The organism is Veillonellaceae bacterium, from assembly GCA_025992895.1.
Classification (GTDB): Bacteria; Bacillota; Negativicutes; order Veillonellales; family Dialisteraceae; genus Dialister.
The window spans coordinates 2,022,811-2,040,786 of record DAJPGA010000001.1; the positions used below are offsets into that span (position 1 = coordinate 2,022,811).

Genomic DNA, 17,976 nt, shown 5'->3' on the forward strand with positions numbered 1-17,976 from the left:
GCTTTTTTTCTCTTTGCAAGGGAAAATGCTTGACAAATGATCAATATCCGGTCATCGGAAGCGCCTGCTTTTTGAGCTTCTTCAGCGCCTTTCCTTCAATCTGGCGGATACGTTCACGAGTGACGCCGAAATGCTTGCCGACTTCTTCCAGAGTTCTTGGTGTTCCGTCGTCCATGCCAAAGCGCAGGGCGAGGACTCCTTTTTCTCTTTCGGTCAGCGTATCGAGCATGCTGTAGACCTGCTCGCGGCGCATCGTTGCTGCTGCTTCATCTTCCGGGGAAGCTGTTTTCTGGTCTTCGATGAAGTCTCCCAGATGGGAATCTTCCTTTTCGCCGATCGGCGTTTCCAGGGAAATCGGATCCTGGGCAGCTTTCTTGGCTTCCCTGATCTTTTCAAGGCTGATGCCCATTTCCTTGGACAGTTCCTCGTTCGTTGCCTCGCGGCCGTGTTCCTGCAGGAAACGGCGGCCTACGCGGTTCATCTTATTGATTGTTTCGACCATGTGGACAGGCACGCGGATCGTTCTTGCCTGGTCGGCAATGGAGCGCGTGATTGCCTGGCGGATCCACCATGTCGCATACGTACTGAATTTATAGCCCTTGGTGTAGTCGAACTTGTCGACTGCCTTCAGAAGGCCGATATTTCCTTCCTGAATGAGATCCAGGAAAGGCATGCCGCGTCCCGGGTACTTCTTGGCAATGGATACGACCAGACGGAGGTTGGCGTTTGCCATTTCCTTCTTGGCTTCCAGAGCTGCTTCCTTTTCTTCCGGGGTCGCATCTTCCTTCTTGCCTTTTTCGATCGTCTTTGCCAGTTCCATTTCCTGTTCTGCGGAAAGAAGCGGATTGGAGCCGCATTCACGCAGGTACAGGCGTACCGGATCGCTTACGCCGCCGGCTGCCGCATTGTAATCGGCATCCGTTGTATCTTCCACGTCCCAGGATTTTTCTTCTTCCTGGGTATCGTCATCACCCTCAAGAAGCATATCGTCAGAGAGGATGTCTTCCCCTTCTTCTCCTGCGAAATCTGCTTCTGTCGGTCCCTCTTCCGTTTCCCCTGGTTCATCGTAAACCATTTCAATATGATGATCATGAAGAAGAGTGAAAACGCTGTCCAGTTGTTTCTGGGTCAAATTGTTTTCCTTCGTGAAATTGATGATTTCATTGTAGGAAATATTTCCATCCGCGTTGACTCTCCCCTTGAGATCTTTCAGCCACTGCTCAAGCTGTGCCGCCTTTGTAGCCAAGTCAGGACACCTCCTAGGAATTCAGAGACAATGTCTCTTTGTATGTCGGAAATAGTAGATCAAACCGGCTCTTTTGTCCTTTTATTCGTTTTGCTCCATACCTTCTCAAAGCCTGTTTTGGGACGCAAAAAAGCCCTGCTTTTCGTCTCAAGTCAAAATCAGATAATACACTCTTTATCAATAAAAATCAAGAGAGAAAAAGCACATTTTTTTATTTTATTAAAAGCCGTACATTATATTCGTTATATACGGTATATTTATTAATCAGCGGAATCAGATTCCGCTTCGCTGCCTGGCAATGACGTCTTTCTTTTCCCGTTCCATTCACAGACAGACAGAAAAAACGGCACCCGCAGATGCCGTTTTTGATTTCTGGTGACCTTTCAAGTACCACATATGAACGTTTGTTTGCTTATGCATCCAAATTACTTTGCTGTCCGTATTGCACGTGATGCGGCATAAAAAATAGGCCCCACCGGAAACGGCAGGGCTTATTTCTTTTGTTGCGTCATTCAGCTTTGAGGCCTTTATTTCCTTCCACCGTGCTTCTTTCCATAACCACCTTCATCATATACAGTCCGAGCTTGATAATCAGCGGCAGGAAAATGCTGTCGCGGACTTTATTCCAACCTGTCTCGGCGGCAGCCTGTTCCTGAATTTTCTCCACAAAGGTACTTGCCAGTTCTTCAATGACGGGGAACCCATCAGAAGTCAAGCTGGATACCAGCTGATTTTTCAAGTCGTTGACTACACTGTCAAGATTCATCGCATCTACCATATTATCTCTAAATTCAGTCCATTTGCTCATAATCTTTTCCTCCTAATTCAAATCCAGATACCACTCGTTCATATCAACATTTGTAGAACCAATATAGCCACTGTCGCTATACTGCCACCCGGCCAACACATTATCCGGGTAGTCATCCTTAAACTCACAGCGTTTGTTGTACTGTGCTACCCAATAGGGAACATAGTCACCCAGCGCCTTTACATCAATAACGTCCTCTAATGTAGAGAGACTTGCATAGATACCGCATGGGATGCCTTTAGCAGTAATCGCATTTAAGAAAGCGCTGCATACTGCGGTCGGGTCTTCACACTGCAAACACGTCTTTGCTTCGAAGTCAAACCACACTCCCATAGGAGGGATCTCTCCGCCAAGCAGATATAGAACTTCATTTGCCTCAGCGGCAGCTTCTTCGGGAGTAGATGCATGGGAGAAACAATACACGCCCCATTTCAGGCCATGCTTTTTGGCCGCGGATACATGCCCCCACCAGGTATCTTCCGGTTCTTCGCCTTCAGAAATCTTGATGATCACACCCTTAATACCAGCGTCAACAACTGCATCATAGTCCAGATCTTTCTGCCAGTAGCTTACATCAATTACTTTTGCCATCTTTATCACCTCCTTTCGATGCAGTGCTCTTAACCGTTCCGCCAATATACCCTAGGAGACCCGTTACGATGCTCATGGCTAGGTTATCCAGGCCATAAAAAATAGCCATTATCAGGCTTGCTGACAAGGCTATAATGACCAGGATATTTTCAATGTCAATTTTCTCAAACTGGAACAACTGTCTTCCCCCCTTTACGGATGTTCCGACAGAGCATGAGGCAGGGCAATAAACCGTCGGTATGTTTCCGTTACAAGCCCGTTTCCGCCCAGATTATGGTATGCCGTATACATGGACCCCAGAATCTCTACCGTACTAATCGGGGCATATCCTTTGGCAATACATTCCTCCATGCCGATAATAAGTCGGTCACGCAACAGGGCTTCTACCCCTTTCACCAGTGCTGCATGTTTCTGTTCTTTTTCCGTTTCTTCCTTCTTGCTTTGCGCACGTTGCTGTTTCCATTCAAAAAGCAGGATTCCTGACAACAGCGAGGGAATCCCTGCTAAAATTATCTGCCACCATTCCACTATACGGCCCCCTTTTAGCGATGAGCCGCAATAGCAGCCAGTGCCTGCTCTGCCGTAAACTCGGATTCGCTAACCAGCACATAAACTTCAGAATTTGCTTGAGAAAGAGTGTCGAACAATTGGCTCCACTGAGCTATAAGTTCATAGGAAGCATAATAACCATTGGCAAAGTCGAATTTTGTTGTTTTGAAGTTGCTTCCATCGGGCTGTACAATCCCAATGTAAACACTGTCTCCGAATACCTTACCGCCTGCAAATGCGAAATGTTCTTGTCCTAAGTCATTCATTCCCGCCAGCACCAGCTCATCACTATTCAAGAGATTCTTATTGAGCGTGCCAACGCCACTATTTTTATCGCATCCTTCAATGGCATCAATTGGAATTCCCTCATCATTAGTTATAACTTTTACCCCTAATGTCAAATCATAAATACCCTTAAAATTTACATCAGGATTTTTTTCAATTGCAGGCTTTGCTGAAATGGTAATAGTTTTGTTTTCTTCATCCGTTTCGACACTAGCCTCTCCGGCAGTATATCCGGCATCTGCTGTAACAGCAGGGGTTACGGTCAGCCCCAATTTATATTTATCCGCTTCATCCGATTTCCAGGAAGACGAGCAAGAATAGGAAATGGTCTGATGGTCTGTCTGATTTACGATGACCGACCACACATCATTGCTCTGGATAACGGTCTCGGTTTGTTTGACGGCCGTTCCCATAGTTAATTCTCCGGCTGCATTGTAGAAGGTTTTACCTTGCAATACATCTTCTGCTTTTGCGGTTGTATCGGACACTTCACAGAAACGGGCAGTACCCTCTGTTGCCAGCGGCAAAATAACCGCCGGCACCCCATTGTAAGTATTTCCTGCAATTCTCACATCTACTTTCATTTGTTTTCCTCCTTATCATCCACCAATGGTTACATCTCCGCTTGTGCTGTCTTGAGATGAATAATTCCCCAGGGCCGTAGCAATCGCTGTTGCTACTTCTCCCTTCGTGTAGTAATTACTTAAATCCGTAGTCTTTGATTGGATGGCCTTATAGATCCCATCACTGTTTACCAGATTGTTGCTGCCTTCGGTTGGTTCCGCATCAAACCCCAACTGGCCGATAGCAATGCTTTTAGCTTCCTGAGCGCTTTGTGCGGCAGCCGCAGCCGAAGCCGCCGCTTCTGACGCAGAAGCTGCCGCGGCTTCTTTTTCGACGTTCATGGAGGCAATTGCATTTTCCGCTTTCGTTGCGCTAGCTGCGGCTTCATTTGCCGCCGTTTCAGCTGCGTTCTTATATGTTTCCAAATTTGCTTTGGCTTCGTCCATGGCAGCGGCTGCCTCTTTTGCCTGTGCTGCTGAATCCTGTGCCAGTGCCGCTAATTCTTCCGTTGTCCTGGGAAGTACCAGCGTTACCTGGTCTGCCGTAGCTGTATATAAATAGAAGTCAAATTCAATAGTTACATTAGCCGCATCGCTTTTCGCCGGAATATACATAGGATCTTTATCATAAGCCACGGCATACAAGATTTCATGCCCGTCTATATCGTTGGCAAATAACCCCAATTCCGTTGCTACATAGCCGCTATCTACAGTACTATTGTCCAGAGTTGCCTTGATTTCACAAATCTGCGCACCATCAACCTCAACAGGTTCTTTGCTGCCAATGACCATACTGTTCTTCGGAGAAAATATATCCGCCCGCTCTAAATAGTCCTGCGTAGATTCTGCTGTACCAGTCCCTACTTTCATGCGGGTAAGGTTTAAAGTAGTAGTCCCGGCAGCTACTTTAGCGGCCAATGCTTCTCCTGCTTTTGTCAGAATATATCCCGTACTAAAATTTGCCATTTATATATTTCACCTCCTTTCTATTTGGTGCGTTGCCAAATATTGACAGCAATGGACTTTTGCATAAAATCAATCGCCTCGCCTTCTCCTAAATATTCGGTAGTTCCGTTATGCTGATGATCTCCGTCCCATGATGTTTTTGCTTCAATCCGGTTATTATGATAGGGGCGATCATCCCCATAAGCAATCCGCAGCGGGTCACCGTTATTACTATCACCATTACCTGCAACATCCCACCCAAGTTCATATATTCCGTTCGTTGTGTAATGCCTATGATTCCCGGCACTATTTGTTTTAAAGTTAAATCGATGTTTCGGAAGCTGGGCAATACTGATAGTCTTTGAATTGGCTCCATAGCTGTTTTTAGCTTTATACGTATCACCAGCCGATAGAAGTGCTTGTCCTTCTCCAACTTTTACCCAGGTCATCCATGGGAACTGTGCATTGGGGTTCGTATCGCCAAAATCGATCCAAAGCCTGCCAATTGGGAATATCGTATTGAAAATCTCCTTTTTGGCCGTCTCTAGTGCCGCCTGATTCAAATATCCGTCCATGCTAACCTGTACGGAAACATTCTCTGCATTATCGGTTGTCAGGTAAATGTTTATGATCCGCGTTTTTAGTCCATCTTCTGCAATTGTCTTCATGGAGATCGCTTCACTGTTGATACCTACAGCAAATAGGGCTTCATTACCACTAGAGTCCAATGCATACACGCCGGTGCTCTGCCAGCTGTAAGCCGTGGTTACATGATTGTTGGAAATCTCGGCAGTCAGTTTAGCTGTCGCACCATTCACAACTTCATTACTTGTGAGCGACACAGAATGCTGCACACCGCCTAGCACCGTCAGTGCCGGTATCCGGTCTGCGGTATACGCTGTGCTGCTAATTTTAATTACGAAAAAGGTCAGGGCATTTAAGGATGAGCCGGCTTTTGCCAGCATGTTGCGACCTACGTCCGTAAGAATGTATCGATTATTTGCCATTTAATTAGCCTCCCTGTACGTAATTGATGGTTTCTGTGATTGCCTGCACGCCGCCAGCATAAATCGTTCCCGTTCCAGATTCTGTAGAAACCGTTGTTGGCCGGATAGTAACTTTTAACCGGATCCGCTTTGCCATGGCTATATAGTTGGTTTTCTTTATCTCTTGCGTAAACCCAATCCCATCACACCAGCTGCGTAAATTCTTTGATAGACGGACCGCTGTTACCAGGCGCTTTATGGTTTTCTTATCTTTGAGGGGTTCCGTAATTTTATCAATTTTAAAGTGATAGGGCTTCCCGCCATAATCAAACCACTCCTTCACAGTCCCGGTTTGAAAAATGTCGTGCAGTGCCATTTCTACGCTATACAATGTTCCGCGTCTCATATGCCACAGAATGCTGCCCAGAATTAAATTAACCCTGGCAGATTTTGGATAATCTTCATTATACAGATCTACGTGTAATTGCCAGGCTAATGCCGACAAAATGGAGTCATCAAATTTTCCCAAGTCATCCCACAGTAGCACTTGCTTAATATCACTATTGATTTCCAGCAGCTTACCAGTCGCCACTTTAGATAATGCCTTCACTTCCCTATCTTCCGCTATAGAGGATGGCAGAAGATAGGATAAGTTTAATGTACTTAGTTCATTCATCTTCAACGCCTCCATAGTTAATGGTATTGTGACCGCTGTTCTTAGCCAGTCCCACTACCTTTTCATCACTGGCTGTTCCATCATTAATTTTAGTAAAGACAGGGGCCGTTATCACTACCCTTTTTGCTCCTGCCGTTACACACAGTTGTACCAGCTTATCTGGGTTAATATCTCTTCCCATTTTGGAATCCTGCCATGTAATATACTCATTGATAGCATTCTCTACATTCTTTCTTACGGGTTCAGCCTGAATTCCAGCAGGCAGATAGTAGGTCATATTAATATCGTATGATCGAACTTCGGGAACTTTGACGCTGACGACATCAGTTAATGGTCTTCTGCGTTTATCAGACAAAAATTCTTTTACCCTGGTTTGAAGTTCTCCCCCTGGAATAGCTCCGTTTCCAGATAAGATATACACATCTACAAAACCTGGCTTAGGAGAAACCGCAATAGCCTGAGAAACAAGTGAAGAAGCTGCCCTAGCGAAATATTCATATGCCCCACTTGGGCCTGCCACGCTAAATGATTCTGGGGCTTCCTCTGCACGCAGCCGTAAGGATTCATCACTTTCTATATCGGCACCACCTTCTGAAGTTGTGGTATTGGTTACAGAAGCCACGTAAGCAATTGGATCTACCAAGGTAGTCACCATGCCTGGCCTCAAATTGTTTCCCGTTATACCTTCCTGCTGGCATATACACAGTACAGTCCCGGACGTTTGTCCTGCGGGAATAACGGTTGGCTCACTTGTCATAAAATACAATTGCCCGCCCGCGCTTACACGTGTTCCCTGGGGAATGGTTATATTGTTCGGCATCACTGCCGAAAGTGTAAACTTCTCTGTCAATGTAGCTTTTGCTGCAGGGATGCGTGATACTCCTAATAAAGCCACTAGATTATCCAAATTGGATCCTTTTGCGTACTTCAACAGATTCTGTTTCCCGGTATAATTGATTTTATTTAGCAGCATGATAACCACGGAGGCAATAACTAGGATAAAAAGTCTGACTGGGTCCGCCTTCCCTAATGTCCTTCCTGTTATCGCTGTATAAGTCTTCATCAAATACGAGACGACGTTTTCCTTGTCTGCACCCACAAAATCAATATCCGGTAGTTGACTTACATTCATGCCGTTTCACCTCCTTTGATTGATATGTCCACAACAGGAATCATCCGTTCTTTCTGTGGATCGTAAGTAAACTCAACGGAATTCACGATAGCCCTGGGCTCATAAGTTTGTATAGCATTTAACAATTCCTCTTGCAAAATGCTTTCAGATGATCCATCCAATGGTTCGTCAATAGCATCCCATGAAATACCTAACCTCCTGTCTAAAGGTACGCTGAAAACATGTGTAGAAAGCAAAGTCTGAACATTTTGTACAACTTCCGTTAATTCAGAACCCGGTTCCCAATTAATGTGTCCATCTTGATTTCCAGAAATAATCACAATAAATCACCAACCTCATCATCCACCCGGTCCAGCACGTCCAAAGCCTCTTGCTTATATGCATCCGCTTGTTCGCGGTATTCATTAATCTGCGTTTTTACGTTGCCCCATGGTGTGTTTTTCTGCGTTCCCGCGGCCACGTTTTCATCTACCCGATACTCTTTCAGCGTGATTGATACCGTCACAATATGCATTTTCCCGCGCTGTTTCCAATATGTCGGCTTCTCCGATAGGCCGGTAATCATCCACTTATTCTGGCTTACCGGGCTATTTCCCAAGATAAAGCTCATCACCTGTCCGGTATCACGCATATGCCGGAGTACTTCTAATTTCTTTTCAGGAGTTACATTGAGCTGTGAAAAAAGCTGGATATCAAAGGTGATTTCCTCTGGCTCTAGCCCGGTGAATTCCATATGAGACTTTTCAGCAATAATTTCGTGTTCTGCCGATTTGATGTTTCCCTGCCGTGAGTAATTATCAAACGTGACTACTCGCCGGCTGGACACATTAAAGGTAATGCCTCCCAGGCTTCCTACTGTTGCCACCTGACATCATCCTCCTATAAATACATTAGGGCTTCCCTCGTCTACGCTGCCTCCACAACTTACATGGTCGCCAATCCGTGCAGCCGCTCTTCCGTTAATAAATACGGAAGCACTCCCGCTCGATATATGGCCAACATGCGGGCTATGAACCTTACAGGAATGGCTGGCGTATGTATCATTGATACGGCCGGCACCTCTCCCATTAATAAATACCGTATCACTGGCCGATGTAAGCGCAACGGGTGGGCAGGAATCATGCCCTGTGTTCTTATCGCCCAAACGAGTTGCCGCTGACATTTTCATTTCCTCCTATTCGTTAATGCGAACCGTTGCCCCTTTAATGATAATATTCCCAACAGCCTGAATAGTCAGGTTTCCGGTATTACTGTCATGCTCTACATAGGAGCCATCGCCAAAATCAATGCGTCGAATGCCGATACCCGTTTTCACGGGCTTATCCACATCATTAAAGAAGCTTCCCAGGATAATCCCTTCATTGTTTCCTGTTCCTCCGTCGTTAGGCAGCATCAGGCATACTACCTGCTCGTTGACTACAGGAAGCCAGTACTCTTTACAGTAAGCACTCCCAGTATTCAGCAACGGAAGCTCTGCGCTGACATTATCATCCATATCGGGGAACACAACACGGCAAGACATCGTTTCTGGGTTTACGCTGGACACATTGCCTATACGAATAACCCGGCGCAACACTGACAACAATTGCCTGTCATTAATAGCCATTGAGGCACCTCCTGAGATCAACAGAACACCGATATCCATTTCCTAGCGAGTGCTTTACTCGGGAAATAATATACTTACCATCAAACTTTCCAAAGCCTTTCACGGTTACGGTAAGACCGGCAGAAAGGTCCGTATCTCCCATGCAGGAGAGAGAGCCCGTCACTTCATCTTTGTTCTTATCACGAAGAGCTTTCCGTGCCATGCGTTCTGCTTCTTCTACGCTTTTTACATCTTTCTTGACCAGTAGCGTTTTCCCCTCTGTTTTAGTCGGATCCGTAAAAGTGGCACTAATTTTCTCTTTCTTCTTTCCCCGAGAATGTTCCACCGTGCAAGCCTTGTATACATCCCGAATGGAAGATGTAAAGTACCAGGAAGCCGGCTTTAATTGTTTCAATACATTTCCAGTGTTCGTCCCATTGGAATCTCCACTTCTTGCGACGGTGGCTGATAAATCAGCTACCGTCGGACGAAGAAAAGTCAAAGATGGTTCAGCCGCTTCCATATCCGCCATATCAAAGATAACAATCTGGTTGTCTGTTACTTTGAGTGATAGCCCATTATCCTGGCACAGTTTATTCAGAAAAGCCAAATCAGACTGCTCCGTTTGTTCTACCCGTTCCAATGTCGGATTATCCTTAGCAGAGAAATTCAGTTGCATTCCTGCATTATCCGCAATGTCCTGGGCAATTTTTTGAATGGTATAGCCTTCCCAAGAGCGAGTTCGTTCTTCTCCACGCAAAGTCGTATTGTTAGGCACAGAGACGGCTTTGATTTTCGTTTCAGACGGCATCGCGCTGCATTCGATTTCGTCAATTTCAAATAGACCCAGCGATAGCTCTTTTTCTGCTTCCGTTGGATTACTCCAGTATTTTGTCAAAATAGAAGCCGTAAGCGTTGCCCCTTTATCCGGGAACCATGCTTCCAGCCAGAGCCCGGACCTGTCTTCCAATACAATCTGCAAATCATCAGCCTGCCCGGTCAAAACGTCCGTAAATTCCAGGCTTTTCAGGTAGGAAAGCATAGCCTGCGTAATATCTTTTTTGTTGTACGCAATCTTCGGGTAAGCTCTCCGGGCGTAACCCGTTGTTGAACCAGCCGCATAATTCCCTTTCAAGACATCATCAAGTAAAGACAACACTTACACCTTCTTCCAGGGCGGAAGGATAGACGTCGCTTTTGTTTCAATTTCCGGCAGCATCAATTTGATGTTGGCCGGGAAAATAACAATTTCGTTGAACTCCTGGTTGGCTTCCAGAAGCTCATTTATGTACCGTTCATCCCCATACACTTTAATGGCGATTCCGTCCCAGGTGTCTCCCTGTATCGTCTTGTATATACGTTTAGTCAAAAGCCAGACGCCTCCGATCTCTCACAATTCTTTCCAGAACCTCTTCAAGCTTATCCCGCTGGTCATCCATCACATGCTGTACTTTCTCTACCTCCGCATTCCCCGTAATTGTAAGTTGCGGGTTATAAGAAAGATTGATGACTGTTCCTTCCGGCATACTGTGAACGGTTCCGAGACGGTTGATGCTGGACAACATGGCGCTGGTCCCTTTGCCCGCATTATCCCCAACGGATTTAGGAAGAAGCCCCATCATTTGTCCAGTCTGCGTCCACAATCTAGCCGCCCGCGCTGTTCCATTGATGGGAATAGCTGCTTCCGGGCTTCGCTCTGCAAAAGATGTCAGGAATGCTCCGCGTGCATAAATGCCGCCTGCCGCATTCTCCGGAATAGGGTTCCCAGCTGCATTAGCCGCGTCACCGTCTCCGCCTTTCACAAAATTTACTACGGCCTGAATCGGGTCTTTGAATACTGCTTTGATGGAATTCCAGATCTCCTGAGCTTTCTGATAAAGTTCATCCAGCTTACTGCTTGCGAATGATTTGAACTGGTCAATGGCAGCCCCGGGATCTTCCCACAAGGTGATAAACCACTGCTTTACTGTCTCCCAGTTCGCAATAATCCCAGCTCCAATGTAGATTAGCCAGCCAATCGGGCCAGTGAGAAAAGCAATAACGGCCGCAGCCGGGCTTTCCCACATAGATGTACAAAAGGCCTGAACTTGTTCAAAATGGTTGTAGCACCAATAAACGGCAGCACCCAGAGCAAGAAGGCCTATAATAACAAGACCTATCGGATTCGCACTTAATGCTGCATTAAATAACCATTGAGCTGCCTGCGCAACCCGTGCAGCCGCTGCATAAGCTTTCGTCGCAATGGTGGCTCCAATCTGACTGTCTTTAAAGGCTATAATCGCAATTTTTGCCCAATTGTATACCATCTTGACACCGGTAATTACTTGCATAACCGTACTTTCAACAACAACAAAGGCGTTTACAGCGATAACGGCTGCTACAATGGCTCCCGCGAATTTGACTGCTGTTGTAATAGCATCTTGATGCGCCTGGATAAAATCATGCGCAATCTTTACGACTGGCAATAATTCAGCCGTTAATGCTTTTAAAGTCGGAAGCATAGCGTCACCAATAGCTATAGATGTTGCCGTTCCAGCATTTTTAAGCAGCTCCATAGAGTTCTTGGCTGTCTTGGACCGCGCTGCATATTCCTTTAGCATAGACCCGGAATATTGACTGGAGTCGCCAACCATGCTGAAGTTTTTCTGAAGTCCTTCTAGATTTGAAAGAAGTGGAGCAATGGCCCCAATGCTCTCTTTGCCGAACAAATCAGAAAGTACATTCGCCTGCTGATCTTTATCCAGCCCCTTTAATGCCGTAAGGACTTCAATAATAGCCCCTTTGGCATCCGTCTGCATCTTTTTGGCCATATCAACAGAACTAAGTCCCAATGCTTCAAACGCCGCCGCCTGTGATTTCGTGACTCCAGCCCCGGCTGTCATGCCCAAAATCAAATTCTTAATACCAGTAGCAGCCACCTCACTTTGTACCCCAGAGCCAACCATGGACGCGCCTAATGCTGCAATCTCACCGGATGCCATACCTCCAACTTCCCCTAGCGGCCCAATACGAGTAACCACATCAGAAATCTGGGCAGCTGTCGATGCGGTATTATTGCTCAGGTGGTTAATCTTATCTGCCAACGCAACAACATCCGACTGCCCCATCTTAAATGCTGTACGCCACTTAGCCATCATGTCGCCAGCTTGTTCCGCTGTTATATCAAAGGCAACACCCATTTTGGCAGCGTCTTCAGCAAAAGTTAGTAGTTCGGGTTTTGCAATGCCCGCTTGTCCGGCAGAAGCTACGATGGACGCAATCCCTTTGGCCGACATCGGAATACGCGTAGACATTTCTACAATACTGTTCTTCATGTCAGCAAATTCATCATCTGTCATGTCTACAACCTTGGCCACATCAGACATACTGGATTCCATTTCAACCGCGTCACGAAGTGGTACACTCATGGCATAAGCAGCTGCTCCCGCCTTCATGATGTTTCCCACAGCCCGGTTCCGTTTCTGCCCATAGGCTTTAAACTTTCCTTCCAAAGTTTTTTGTTTGGCAATAGCCGCCTGCGCGGCCTTCACCTTATCCATCTGTGCAGTCAACTGTGCTAGGGCCTCTTTATGGTGTTCGATAGAGATTTGCCCCTTTTCCCAGATTCGGTTAAGGATTTTACTCTGCTCCGCCAGCTCTTTTTCTTTGGCATGGGCATTGGCTGCTACGCTTGCCAACATTTTTGTTTCAGACGCTGCCGCTTTGAACGCTCCCATAAAACTAGCAGCTAACGTAGCCCCAATAACGAATGACATGGACATATTATCAGCCATTTACTTTCCTCCTTTCTTTTCCATTTCTTTATACAATTCCAGCAGAGCTTCTGCCCATTCATCCAGTTCCCAAAGCGGCAGGAGCAAATAGAACTCAACCGGGCTCCGGGTCCCTTTCGCCAATAGGATGGTGCACTTTCGGAGGCTTTTTAACGTCAGCCCTGTTTGGTTAAAAAATTGAGTATCTTGTTTGTAATTTTGGAAAAATCAACTGCATTCATGTCCATCATTTCGTCATATGTAATACCAATCATGCGGGCTGCCAAAGATGCCTGGTATTTCAGAGAAAAGGTCAGCATGGGCGTTACTTCTCCATCTGCCCGTGCCTCTGCTTCAGCTTTAATCAGATCTCTCCCAGTAAGCTGAGAAAAGTCCAGCGTTACGCTGGTTACATCCTGCCCCTTTACAGATAATTTATTTTCCAATTTAATTGGCTTTACACTCATTTCAATTTCCTCCATTCATGATATAATTAAGAAAAAGGTACGCCAAACGAGAAAGGAAGTGCTCGATATGAAATCAACGAACCTCTCATTTGTATCCGCCATCGCATCCGCAGCCGGAAGCCTTATCATGGTTATTTCCCTGCTACCTGTTTTGCTTCTGGCAACCGCTTTTGCTGCATTCGTTACATGGTTCTGCTGCGCACTTCTACTTCCAGCAAACTACGCACTTCCCATTACTGCCCTCATAACGATGCTTGTTTTGGTTGGATCCGCCTTGTATGGTTGGTACACCACACCATAAGAAAATGAGTAATCCCCTTCTTTTTCGGAAGGGGATCTTTTTTATTGCTATGGATACGGTATTACAGACCTAATGCGCTACGTACATCCGTCAGGAAGTCCGTGCCATCAATGGCTGCAATATAATTCAACTTGTCAATTTCGGCTTTCACCTTTCCGCCAATGGTGAGCTTCAGGTACATCGTTTCCAGTGTAAGAGAACTGTCTGTCCCGGCACCCATTTCAAATTTGCCAAGCTCCGTAGATTTCGGCATCCCTTTGACCACCAATTTTACCGGGACCACTTTCATTTCACAGGCGGCTTTATCGTACACCTCCTGAGCGCCCCGGATATCCAACTGCTGGCCTTTGCTCGCACTGAGTTTCAAGGCGTTTTTATCTACCGTTCTAAAGCTCAGCTTAGTTTCCATGCTGGAGTAATGCCCGATGACCGGCATATCAATTTCACCGGCCACGCCAGCACCTTTCAGTGTTTCTGTCATAGCCTCCAGCTTCGGAAGTTCTACATCGGCCACGCCGATCATATCATTACTGCCTCCGTCATATACACGGAAATTCACAAGTAGGCTGGGTAATTCTGCCATATCTCTTTACCTCCTTTCTTATGCAGTCATAAGAGCTGCATACTGTTCAGAATCAAATTCATAAACCACATCAATCTCACGGTTCGGAACTGGAGGGATAAAAGTCTTATGAATATGGGAAATACCATCTACAATAGACGTAGCCGGATTATCTGCTTCACGATATTCACAGGATCCCGCCAGAATCACTCCGGCAGATACCAATCCGTTCATGCGGATGTTTTCAGAATCCACAATGGACTGGATATATCTTTTCATCATCGGCTGGTCTACGTCAGTCCAATACGTCCGGATAAACGTCTGCTGGTCCCAGTTAAACATAGCCCTCACGCAGAAGAATCTGTCTTTCGGATCCGTATTCGTCGGGTAGCAGGCTGTATTGTTGCCCCAGAGCTTCCAGCCACCAAACAGATTGATAGCCGTTACAATGCCATTACCGTTCAGATAGTTGGCAGAAGACAGCCCCAATTCTACCGGCGTGCCGTCTTCCAGGCAAAGGCCATCCATCTGTGCGGTCTTGTTGGATGGAGATTTGTAAGGGATGTCGTCGTTTTCATAGGTCAGGAGCGCCTGTGTCGCCATGAAAATCGTAGACAGATGCAGCTTTTTCGTTCCCATAGTTGCCATAGGCCAGCAAACTACCTGATACTTGTTGGTGATATTTGCTTTATTCTTCCAGGCATATACATCCGTATACTTCTTCGCAGCCGTGGTGCTACCGTCAATAATGGCCACCGCCTTAAACAAACCGGAAACGCTGGCAGCCTTGGAAGCCATGACAGCCGCCACCTCTGCATTATCACTATAACCAGGCGCGCCAATCATGCCGGGAACAACACCCAGCTTCGTGAAAATGGTATTGATGACTTCCATCCCTTTTTCCTTGCCGGTCTCCAGGTCAATACCACCAATGATATCCTCATTGATTACTTTGCTAGGATCTACCTTATCATAGGAGACGGTCAGCGCTGCATCATCATAATGACTGCCGGAGGCGGACAGGGAAATGACAACGGCCCCACTATCATCAAATGCAGCAGTGTAGTCAGTGTCTACCTGCAGCGTGGCTGCGCCATCTGAAGACTTAACAACCAATGTGTCCATAAGCACATCTTCCTTGATGAAACCCACGTGGTCTGCAATAGTCACCTGTTCGCTTGCTACCGCCGTTTTATGTTTTGTTTTATCCAGGACATTGATAAAAATTACTGGAGATACTCCGTATAGGGAAAAGAAAGTATAAATAGCTTCTGCAATACCATATTTCCCAAAATCTGGTTTATAGCCAAATGCGGCTACCGCATCTGACATCTGATGGCAAAGTACCGGAGTGTTGGGTTCTGCCGGATCAGTTGCCAGGTGAATGGGTGCTGCCCCCACAATAACCGGCAAGCATCCCTCTGTATTGACCGCAGGTTTAATCGCTGTGGTCTGCTCAGAAGTCTTAATACCATGATAATAGCTCATCCGTTAATCTCCTTTCTGACAGTGATACCGTCCATATAAAATTTATTGTAAGCTGTTCCCTTTGTCTCAATCTCTGCCATGGCCGTGTTCAGCTGAGAAATGGGAATAAAAAGCCTTACCAATTTAGCTTTTTGCTCCTCTGTTACTGCATCAGAGAAAGCTGGGATGCCGCCTCTGTATACCTGGTATTGGGTAAGACCCAGTTTAGGAATATTCGGCCCAATATAAGATACAAGCACTGCAAGGCTCTCTTTCTTTTCTGCTACGGCCGCTGTTTTTGTATCCGCTGCTTTTGCTGCATTTCCTGCTGCTTTTGTATCAGCCATATGTTATCCTCCTTTATTCACGCAAAAAAGGCATCCGCTGGAAATCATCCAGGTGCCCCACATAATACTCTACTTCAATATATCCACTGTAATATGGCCGGTTAGGTTCATTATCAATGCCCCATTTCAGCGGCTTTTTAAGTGGGAATTTTTTACCTACCGTTCCTGTGGTCAGCAAAATTTGCCGAATCTGTTCAATCAGATTGGCTGCGCCCAAATAGCCAGCTGCTGCTTCTTCGTCCCGGACGCAAGCTACAATCACACACTTTGCTGTACTGTTTTCCATACCATCTTCACCAGAAACCGGGCGAATCACGATATACGGAGCTGCTTCTTCGCTCCCTGGCTGCTTATCATCCAGATAATATGTATACGTAGTGATCCTCCTTGTTTTTCCAGTAGAATCCGTGTAGGTATATGCTGCCAGTTTCTCATCCAGTAAAGTTTTTAAGGCCTTAGCTAGCATAACAGCGATCATGGCATTCCCCCCTTTGCAATGCGGGCCAGTTGCCGGTTCAACTCTTTATTGAGCTTTTCTGCCGTGGTTTTCTCTAGTTCCTGCTGAATTTCTTCATTCTTTAGCATAGAAGGGACAGACGGCCCAAATAATTTGTAAACAGGATACTTCGTGTCCCAATTTCTCTCGAAAACACCCACACTGCTACCATCTTTTTTGCCGATAGCCATAATGAACGCTCGGTCCAGTGTTGCGCCGCCGCCATTACGCTTGACTTGGACGTGAACCTTTTTATTCCTACGCCCTTTATGCTGGACCATTTTTGGGGAAACCCTGAAATGCGCAAGAGAACTAGGATGTCCTCTACTGACAAGTTCTGCCTTTAAACCGTCGCCGCCGGCTTTCCTGATATAAATAGTATCTCTGGCTTCGCCAACTTTTACAAAATATCTTTTATTGACTTCTCTTGCCATTTGTGTGCGGGCGGAACGGGCAATCTTATTGACGCTCATGCTGATTGCCCATTTCGCTTTCTCCGGCGTATCTGTCAGCGTTTGGATAAGTAGGGAAGCCCCTTCACACCGCACATCAATATCAATCATGTTTCATTCACCGCCCATGTGATAGTCAGTACGCCTTCATCATCCTTACAAAGGACGACCTGCCCATATTTCCCGTCTAACCGGAAAGTATCCCCCGTTTCAGGTACATAGGGCAAGTCGGATTTCTTTACGTTGATCACGCATCCGCTTCCATACATAGCATCGGTATATTTGGCGGCAGCAGCGATTTCCGTCGTCAAATCGTCATTGATGACCACCTCTTGTACAATGGCTGTGCATTCCGTTCCATTCAAGTTATGCGTATCGGCAAACTCTTCCATGTTCAGGAACACATCAGAGATGTCATCATGAGCGATTGACTTGAAGCTAGCCAATGCGAACTACTACGGTAGCGGCATCACTGGCAGCGTCTTTCAATGCGATCCCGGCTGCCACCGTTTTCTCAGCAGATGCTGCCACAATGGCATTTTTCGTAGTGTCGTAAAAGACAGCAGCTCCAGCCTTAATAGCCCCTGTTGCTTTCGGCATTTCATAGGCTCCTGCGATCGAAACGGTACCGTAGTCCCCTTTAGGAATATCCATTTCAGCCACACCAACGCAGCTATCGAATGGAATAATATCCAGATAGGCTACGTTACTGGTAGCCTTGTAATCAATCACGTTCCCCTTGCGGGCAAATACTGCTTTAGCCATC

26 protein-coding genes are annotated in these 17,976 nt (G+C 46.2%); 1 reads left to right on the forward strand and 25 read right to left on the reverse strand.

Annotated features, from left to right (window positions below):
- Positions 1–40: 40 nt before the first annotated feature.
- The 18 genes from rpoD to OIM03_09055 form a co-directional block, all read right to left on the reverse strand.
- Positions 41–1,246: an RNA polymerase sigma factor RpoD gene (rpoD, locus tag OIM03_08970; protein HJI74380.1), complete on the reverse strand. Its 1,206-nt coding sequence runs from the start codon at positions 1,244–1,246 to the stop codon at positions 41–43.
- Positions 1,247–1,754: 508 nt separating this feature from the next.
- The gene (locus OIM03_08975; GenBank protein ID HJI74381.1) at positions 1,755–2,054 is read right to left on the reverse strand and encodes a hypothetical protein; all 300 of its coding nucleotides are present in this window, start codon (positions 2,052–2,054) and stop codon (positions 1,755–1,757) included.
- A gap of 12 nt (positions 2,055–2,066) precedes the next feature.
- Positions 2,067–2,645: a GH25 family lysozyme gene (locus tag OIM03_08980; GenBank protein HJI74382.1), complete on the reverse strand. Its 579-nt coding sequence runs from the start codon at positions 2,643–2,645 to the stop codon at positions 2,067–2,069.
- On the reverse strand, positions 2,629–2,823 hold the full coding sequence (locus tag OIM03_08985; protein HJI74383.1) for a hypothetical protein: 195 nt from the start codon (positions 2,821–2,823) through the stop codon (positions 2,629–2,631). Before OIM03_08985 ends, OIM03_08980 begins: the two co-directional genes overlap by 17 nt.
- A gap of 14 nt (positions 2,824–2,837) precedes the next feature.
- Positions 2,838–3,173 carry a hypothetical protein gene (locus OIM03_08990; protein HJI74384.1) on the reverse strand — a complete coding sequence of 112 codons (336 nt, stop codon included), beginning with the start codon at positions 3,171–3,173 and terminating at the stop codon, positions 2,838–2,840.
- Positions 3,174–3,187: 14 nt separating this feature from the next.
- Positions 3,188–4,063, reverse strand: a complete 876-nt coding sequence (locus tag OIM03_08995; GenBank protein HJI74385.1) for a hypothetical protein — start codon at positions 4,061–4,063, stop codon at positions 3,188–3,190.
- 15 nt (positions 4,064–4,078) lie between these two features.
- Positions 4,079–5,008 (reverse strand): phage tail protein, encoded by a 930-nt coding sequence (locus OIM03_09000; GenBank protein HJI74386.1) that lies wholly within the window; start codon positions 5,006–5,008, stop codon positions 4,079–4,081.
- 20 nt (positions 5,009–5,028) lie between these two features.
- Positions 5,029–5,994, reverse strand: coding sequence for a hypothetical protein (locus tag OIM03_09005; protein ID HJI74387.1), 966 nt, complete (start codon positions 5,992–5,994; stop codon positions 5,029–5,031).
- Between the two features lie 4 nt (positions 5,995–5,998).
- Positions 5,999–6,649 carry a phage tail protein I gene (locus OIM03_09010; protein ID HJI74388.1) on the reverse strand — a complete coding sequence of 217 codons (651 nt, stop codon included), beginning with the start codon at positions 6,647–6,649 and terminating at the stop codon, positions 5,999–6,001.
- Positions 6,642–7,781, reverse strand: a complete 1,140-nt coding sequence (locus tag OIM03_09015; protein HJI74389.1) for a baseplate J/gp47 family protein — start codon at positions 7,779–7,781, stop codon at positions 6,642–6,644. The genes OIM03_09010 and OIM03_09015 overlap by 8 nt, the downstream gene beginning before the upstream one ends.
- The gene (locus OIM03_09020) at positions 7,778–8,101 is read right to left on the reverse strand and encodes a GPW/gp25 family protein (GenBank protein ID HJI74390.1); all 324 of its coding nucleotides are present in this window, start codon (positions 8,099–8,101) and stop codon (positions 7,778–7,780) included. The genes OIM03_09015 and OIM03_09020 overlap by 4 nt, the downstream gene beginning before the upstream one ends.
- Positions 8,098–8,646: a phage tail protein gene (locus OIM03_09025; protein HJI74391.1), complete on the reverse strand. Its 549-nt coding sequence runs from the start codon at positions 8,644–8,646 to the stop codon at positions 8,098–8,100. The genes OIM03_09020 and OIM03_09025 overlap by 4 nt, the downstream gene beginning before the upstream one ends.
- A gap of 6 nt (positions 8,647–8,652) precedes the next feature.
- Entirely contained in the window at positions 8,653–8,943 is a 291-nt protein-coding gene (locus OIM03_09030) for a PAAR domain-containing protein (protein HJI74392.1), read from the reverse strand.
- Positions 8,944–8,955: 12 nt separating this feature from the next.
- Complete coding sequence (locus tag OIM03_09035) at positions 8,956–9,387, reverse strand: hypothetical protein (GenBank protein HJI74393.1); 432 nt, start codon at positions 9,385–9,387, stop codon at positions 8,956–8,958.
- Positions 9,377–10,522, reverse strand: a complete 1,146-nt coding sequence (locus OIM03_09040; GenBank protein ID HJI74394.1) for a contractile injection system protein, VgrG/Pvc8 family — start codon at positions 10,520–10,522, stop codon at positions 9,377–9,379. The genes OIM03_09035 and OIM03_09040 overlap by 11 nt, the downstream gene beginning before the upstream one ends.
- 3 nt (positions 10,523–10,525) lie before the next feature.
- Positions 10,526–10,735 (reverse strand): tail protein X, encoded by a 210-nt coding sequence (locus OIM03_09045; protein HJI74395.1) that lies wholly within the window; start codon positions 10,733–10,735, stop codon positions 10,526–10,528.
- On the reverse strand, positions 10,728–13,139 hold the full coding sequence (locus OIM03_09050; protein ID HJI74396.1) for a phage tail tape measure protein: 2,412 nt from the start codon (positions 13,137–13,139) through the stop codon (positions 10,728–10,730). Before OIM03_09050 ends, OIM03_09045 begins: the two co-directional genes overlap by 8 nt.
- A gap of 155 nt (positions 13,140–13,294) precedes the next feature.
- On the reverse strand, positions 13,295–13,600 hold the full coding sequence (locus OIM03_09055) for a phage tail assembly protein (GenBank protein ID HJI74397.1): 306 nt from the start codon (positions 13,598–13,600) through the stop codon (positions 13,295–13,297).
- Between the two features lie 52 nt (positions 13,601–13,652).
- On the opposite strand from OIM03_09055, the gene OIM03_09060 reads away from it, so the two are divergent.
- A complete protein-coding gene (locus OIM03_09060) occupies positions 13,653–13,886 on the forward strand; it encodes a hypothetical protein (GenBank protein ID HJI74398.1) in 234 nt (77 codons plus the stop codon).
- Between the two features lie 61 nt (positions 13,887–13,947).
- On the opposite strand, the gene OIM03_09065 is transcribed toward OIM03_09060, so the two are convergent.
- The 7 genes from OIM03_09065 to OIM03_09095 form a co-directional block, all read right to left on the reverse strand.
- A complete protein-coding gene (locus tag OIM03_09065; GenBank protein HJI74399.1) occupies positions 13,948–14,469 on the reverse strand; it encodes a phage major tail tube protein in 522 nt (173 codons plus the stop codon).
- Between the two features lie 18 nt (positions 14,470–14,487).
- Positions 14,488–15,618, reverse strand: a complete 1,131-nt coding sequence (locus OIM03_09070; GenBank protein ID HJI74400.1) for a phage tail sheath family protein — start codon at positions 15,616–15,618, stop codon at positions 14,488–14,490.
- 314 nt (positions 15,619–15,932) lie between these two features.
- The gene (locus tag OIM03_09075) at positions 15,933–16,262 is read right to left on the reverse strand and encodes a hypothetical protein (GenBank protein HJI74401.1); all 330 of its coding nucleotides are present in this window, start codon (positions 16,260–16,262) and stop codon (positions 15,933–15,935) included.
- 13 nt (positions 16,263–16,275) lie between these two features.
- The gene (locus OIM03_09080; GenBank protein ID HJI74402.1) at positions 16,276–16,740 is read right to left on the reverse strand and encodes a hypothetical protein; all 465 of its coding nucleotides are present in this window, start codon (positions 16,738–16,740) and stop codon (positions 16,276–16,278) included.
- The gene (locus OIM03_09085) at positions 16,737–17,321 is read right to left on the reverse strand and encodes a phage tail protein (GenBank protein HJI74403.1); all 585 of its coding nucleotides are present in this window, start codon (positions 17,319–17,321) and stop codon (positions 16,737–16,739) included. The genes OIM03_09080 and OIM03_09085 overlap by 4 nt, the downstream gene beginning before the upstream one ends.
- Positions 17,318–17,656, reverse strand: a complete 339-nt coding sequence (locus tag OIM03_09090; GenBank protein HJI74404.1) for a hypothetical protein — start codon at positions 17,654–17,656, stop codon at positions 17,318–17,320. Before OIM03_09090 ends, OIM03_09085 begins: the two co-directional genes overlap by 4 nt.
- Positions 17,649–17,975 (reverse strand): DUF2190 family protein, encoded by a 327-nt coding sequence (locus OIM03_09095; GenBank protein ID HJI74405.1) that lies wholly within the window; start codon positions 17,973–17,975, stop codon positions 17,649–17,651. The genes OIM03_09090 and OIM03_09095 overlap by 8 nt, the downstream gene beginning before the upstream one ends.
- Between the last annotated feature and the right edge of the window lies 1 nt (position 17,976).

What these genes read in the sequence shown, in the direction of transcription:
- OIM03_08975 (HJI74381.1), bottom strand. Translation starts at nt 2,054, where the DNA reads ATGAGCAAATGGACTGAATTTAGAGATAATATGGTAGATGCGATGAAT.
- OIM03_08980 (HJI74382.1), bottom strand. Translation starts at nt 2,645, where the DNA reads ATGGCAAAAGTAATTGATGTAAGCTACTGGCAGAAAGATCTGGACTAT.
- OIM03_08995 (HJI74385.1), bottom strand. Translation starts at nt 4,063, where the DNA reads ATGAAAGTAGATGTGAGAATTGCAGGAAATACTTACAATGGGGTGCCG.
- OIM03_09000 (HJI74386.1), bottom strand. Translation starts at nt 5,008, where the DNA reads ATGGCAAATTTTAGTACGGGATATATTCTGACAAAAGCAGGAGAAGCA.
- OIM03_09005 (HJI74387.1), bottom strand. Translation starts at nt 5,994, where the DNA reads ATGGCAAATAATCGATACATTCTTACGGACGTAGGTCGCAACATGCTG.
- OIM03_09010 (HJI74388.1), bottom strand. Translation starts at nt 6,649, where the DNA reads ATGAATGAACTAAGTACATTAAACTTATCCTATCTTCTGCCATCCTCT.
- OIM03_09015 (HJI74389.1), bottom strand. Translation starts at nt 7,781, where the DNA reads ATGAATGTAAGTCAACTACCGGATATTGATTTTGTGGGTGCAGACAAG.
- OIM03_09030 (HJI74392.1), bottom strand. Translation starts at nt 8,943, where the DNA reads ATGTCAGCGGCAACTCGTTTGGGCGATAAGAACACAGGGCATGATTCC.
- OIM03_09035 (HJI74393.1), bottom strand. Translation starts at nt 9,387, where the DNA reads ATGGCTATTAATGACAGGCAATTGTTGTCAGTGTTGCGCCGGGTTATT.
- OIM03_09050 (HJI74396.1), bottom strand. Translation starts at nt 13,139, where the DNA reads ATGGCTGATAATATGTCCATGTCATTCGTTATTGGGGCTACGTTAGCT.
- OIM03_09055 (HJI74397.1), bottom strand. Translation starts at nt 13,600, where the DNA reads ATGGAGGAAATTGAAATGAGTGTAAAGCCAATTAAATTGGAAAATAAA.
- OIM03_09060 (HJI74398.1), top strand. Translation starts at nt 13,653, where the DNA reads ATGAAATCAACGAACCTCTCATTTGTATCCGCCATCGCATCCGCAGCC.
- OIM03_09065 (HJI74399.1), bottom strand. Translation starts at nt 14,469, where the DNA reads ATGGCAGAATTACCCAGCCTACTTGTGAATTTCCGTGTATATGACGGA.
- OIM03_09075 (HJI74401.1), bottom strand. Translation starts at nt 16,262, where the DNA reads ATGGCTGATACAAAAGCAGCAGGAAATGCAGCAAAAGCAGCGGATACA.
- OIM03_09080 (HJI74402.1), bottom strand. Translation starts at nt 16,740, where the DNA reads ATGATCGCTGTTATGCTAGCTAAGGCCTTAAAAACTTTACTGGATGAG.
- OIM03_09085 (HJI74403.1), bottom strand. Translation starts at nt 17,321, where the DNA reads ATGATTGATATTGATGTGCGGTGTGAAGGGGCTTCCCTACTTATCCAA.
- OIM03_09095 (HJI74405.1), bottom strand. Translation starts at nt 17,975, where the DNA reads ATGGCTAAAGCAGTATTTGCCCGCAAGGGGAACGTGATTGATTACAAG.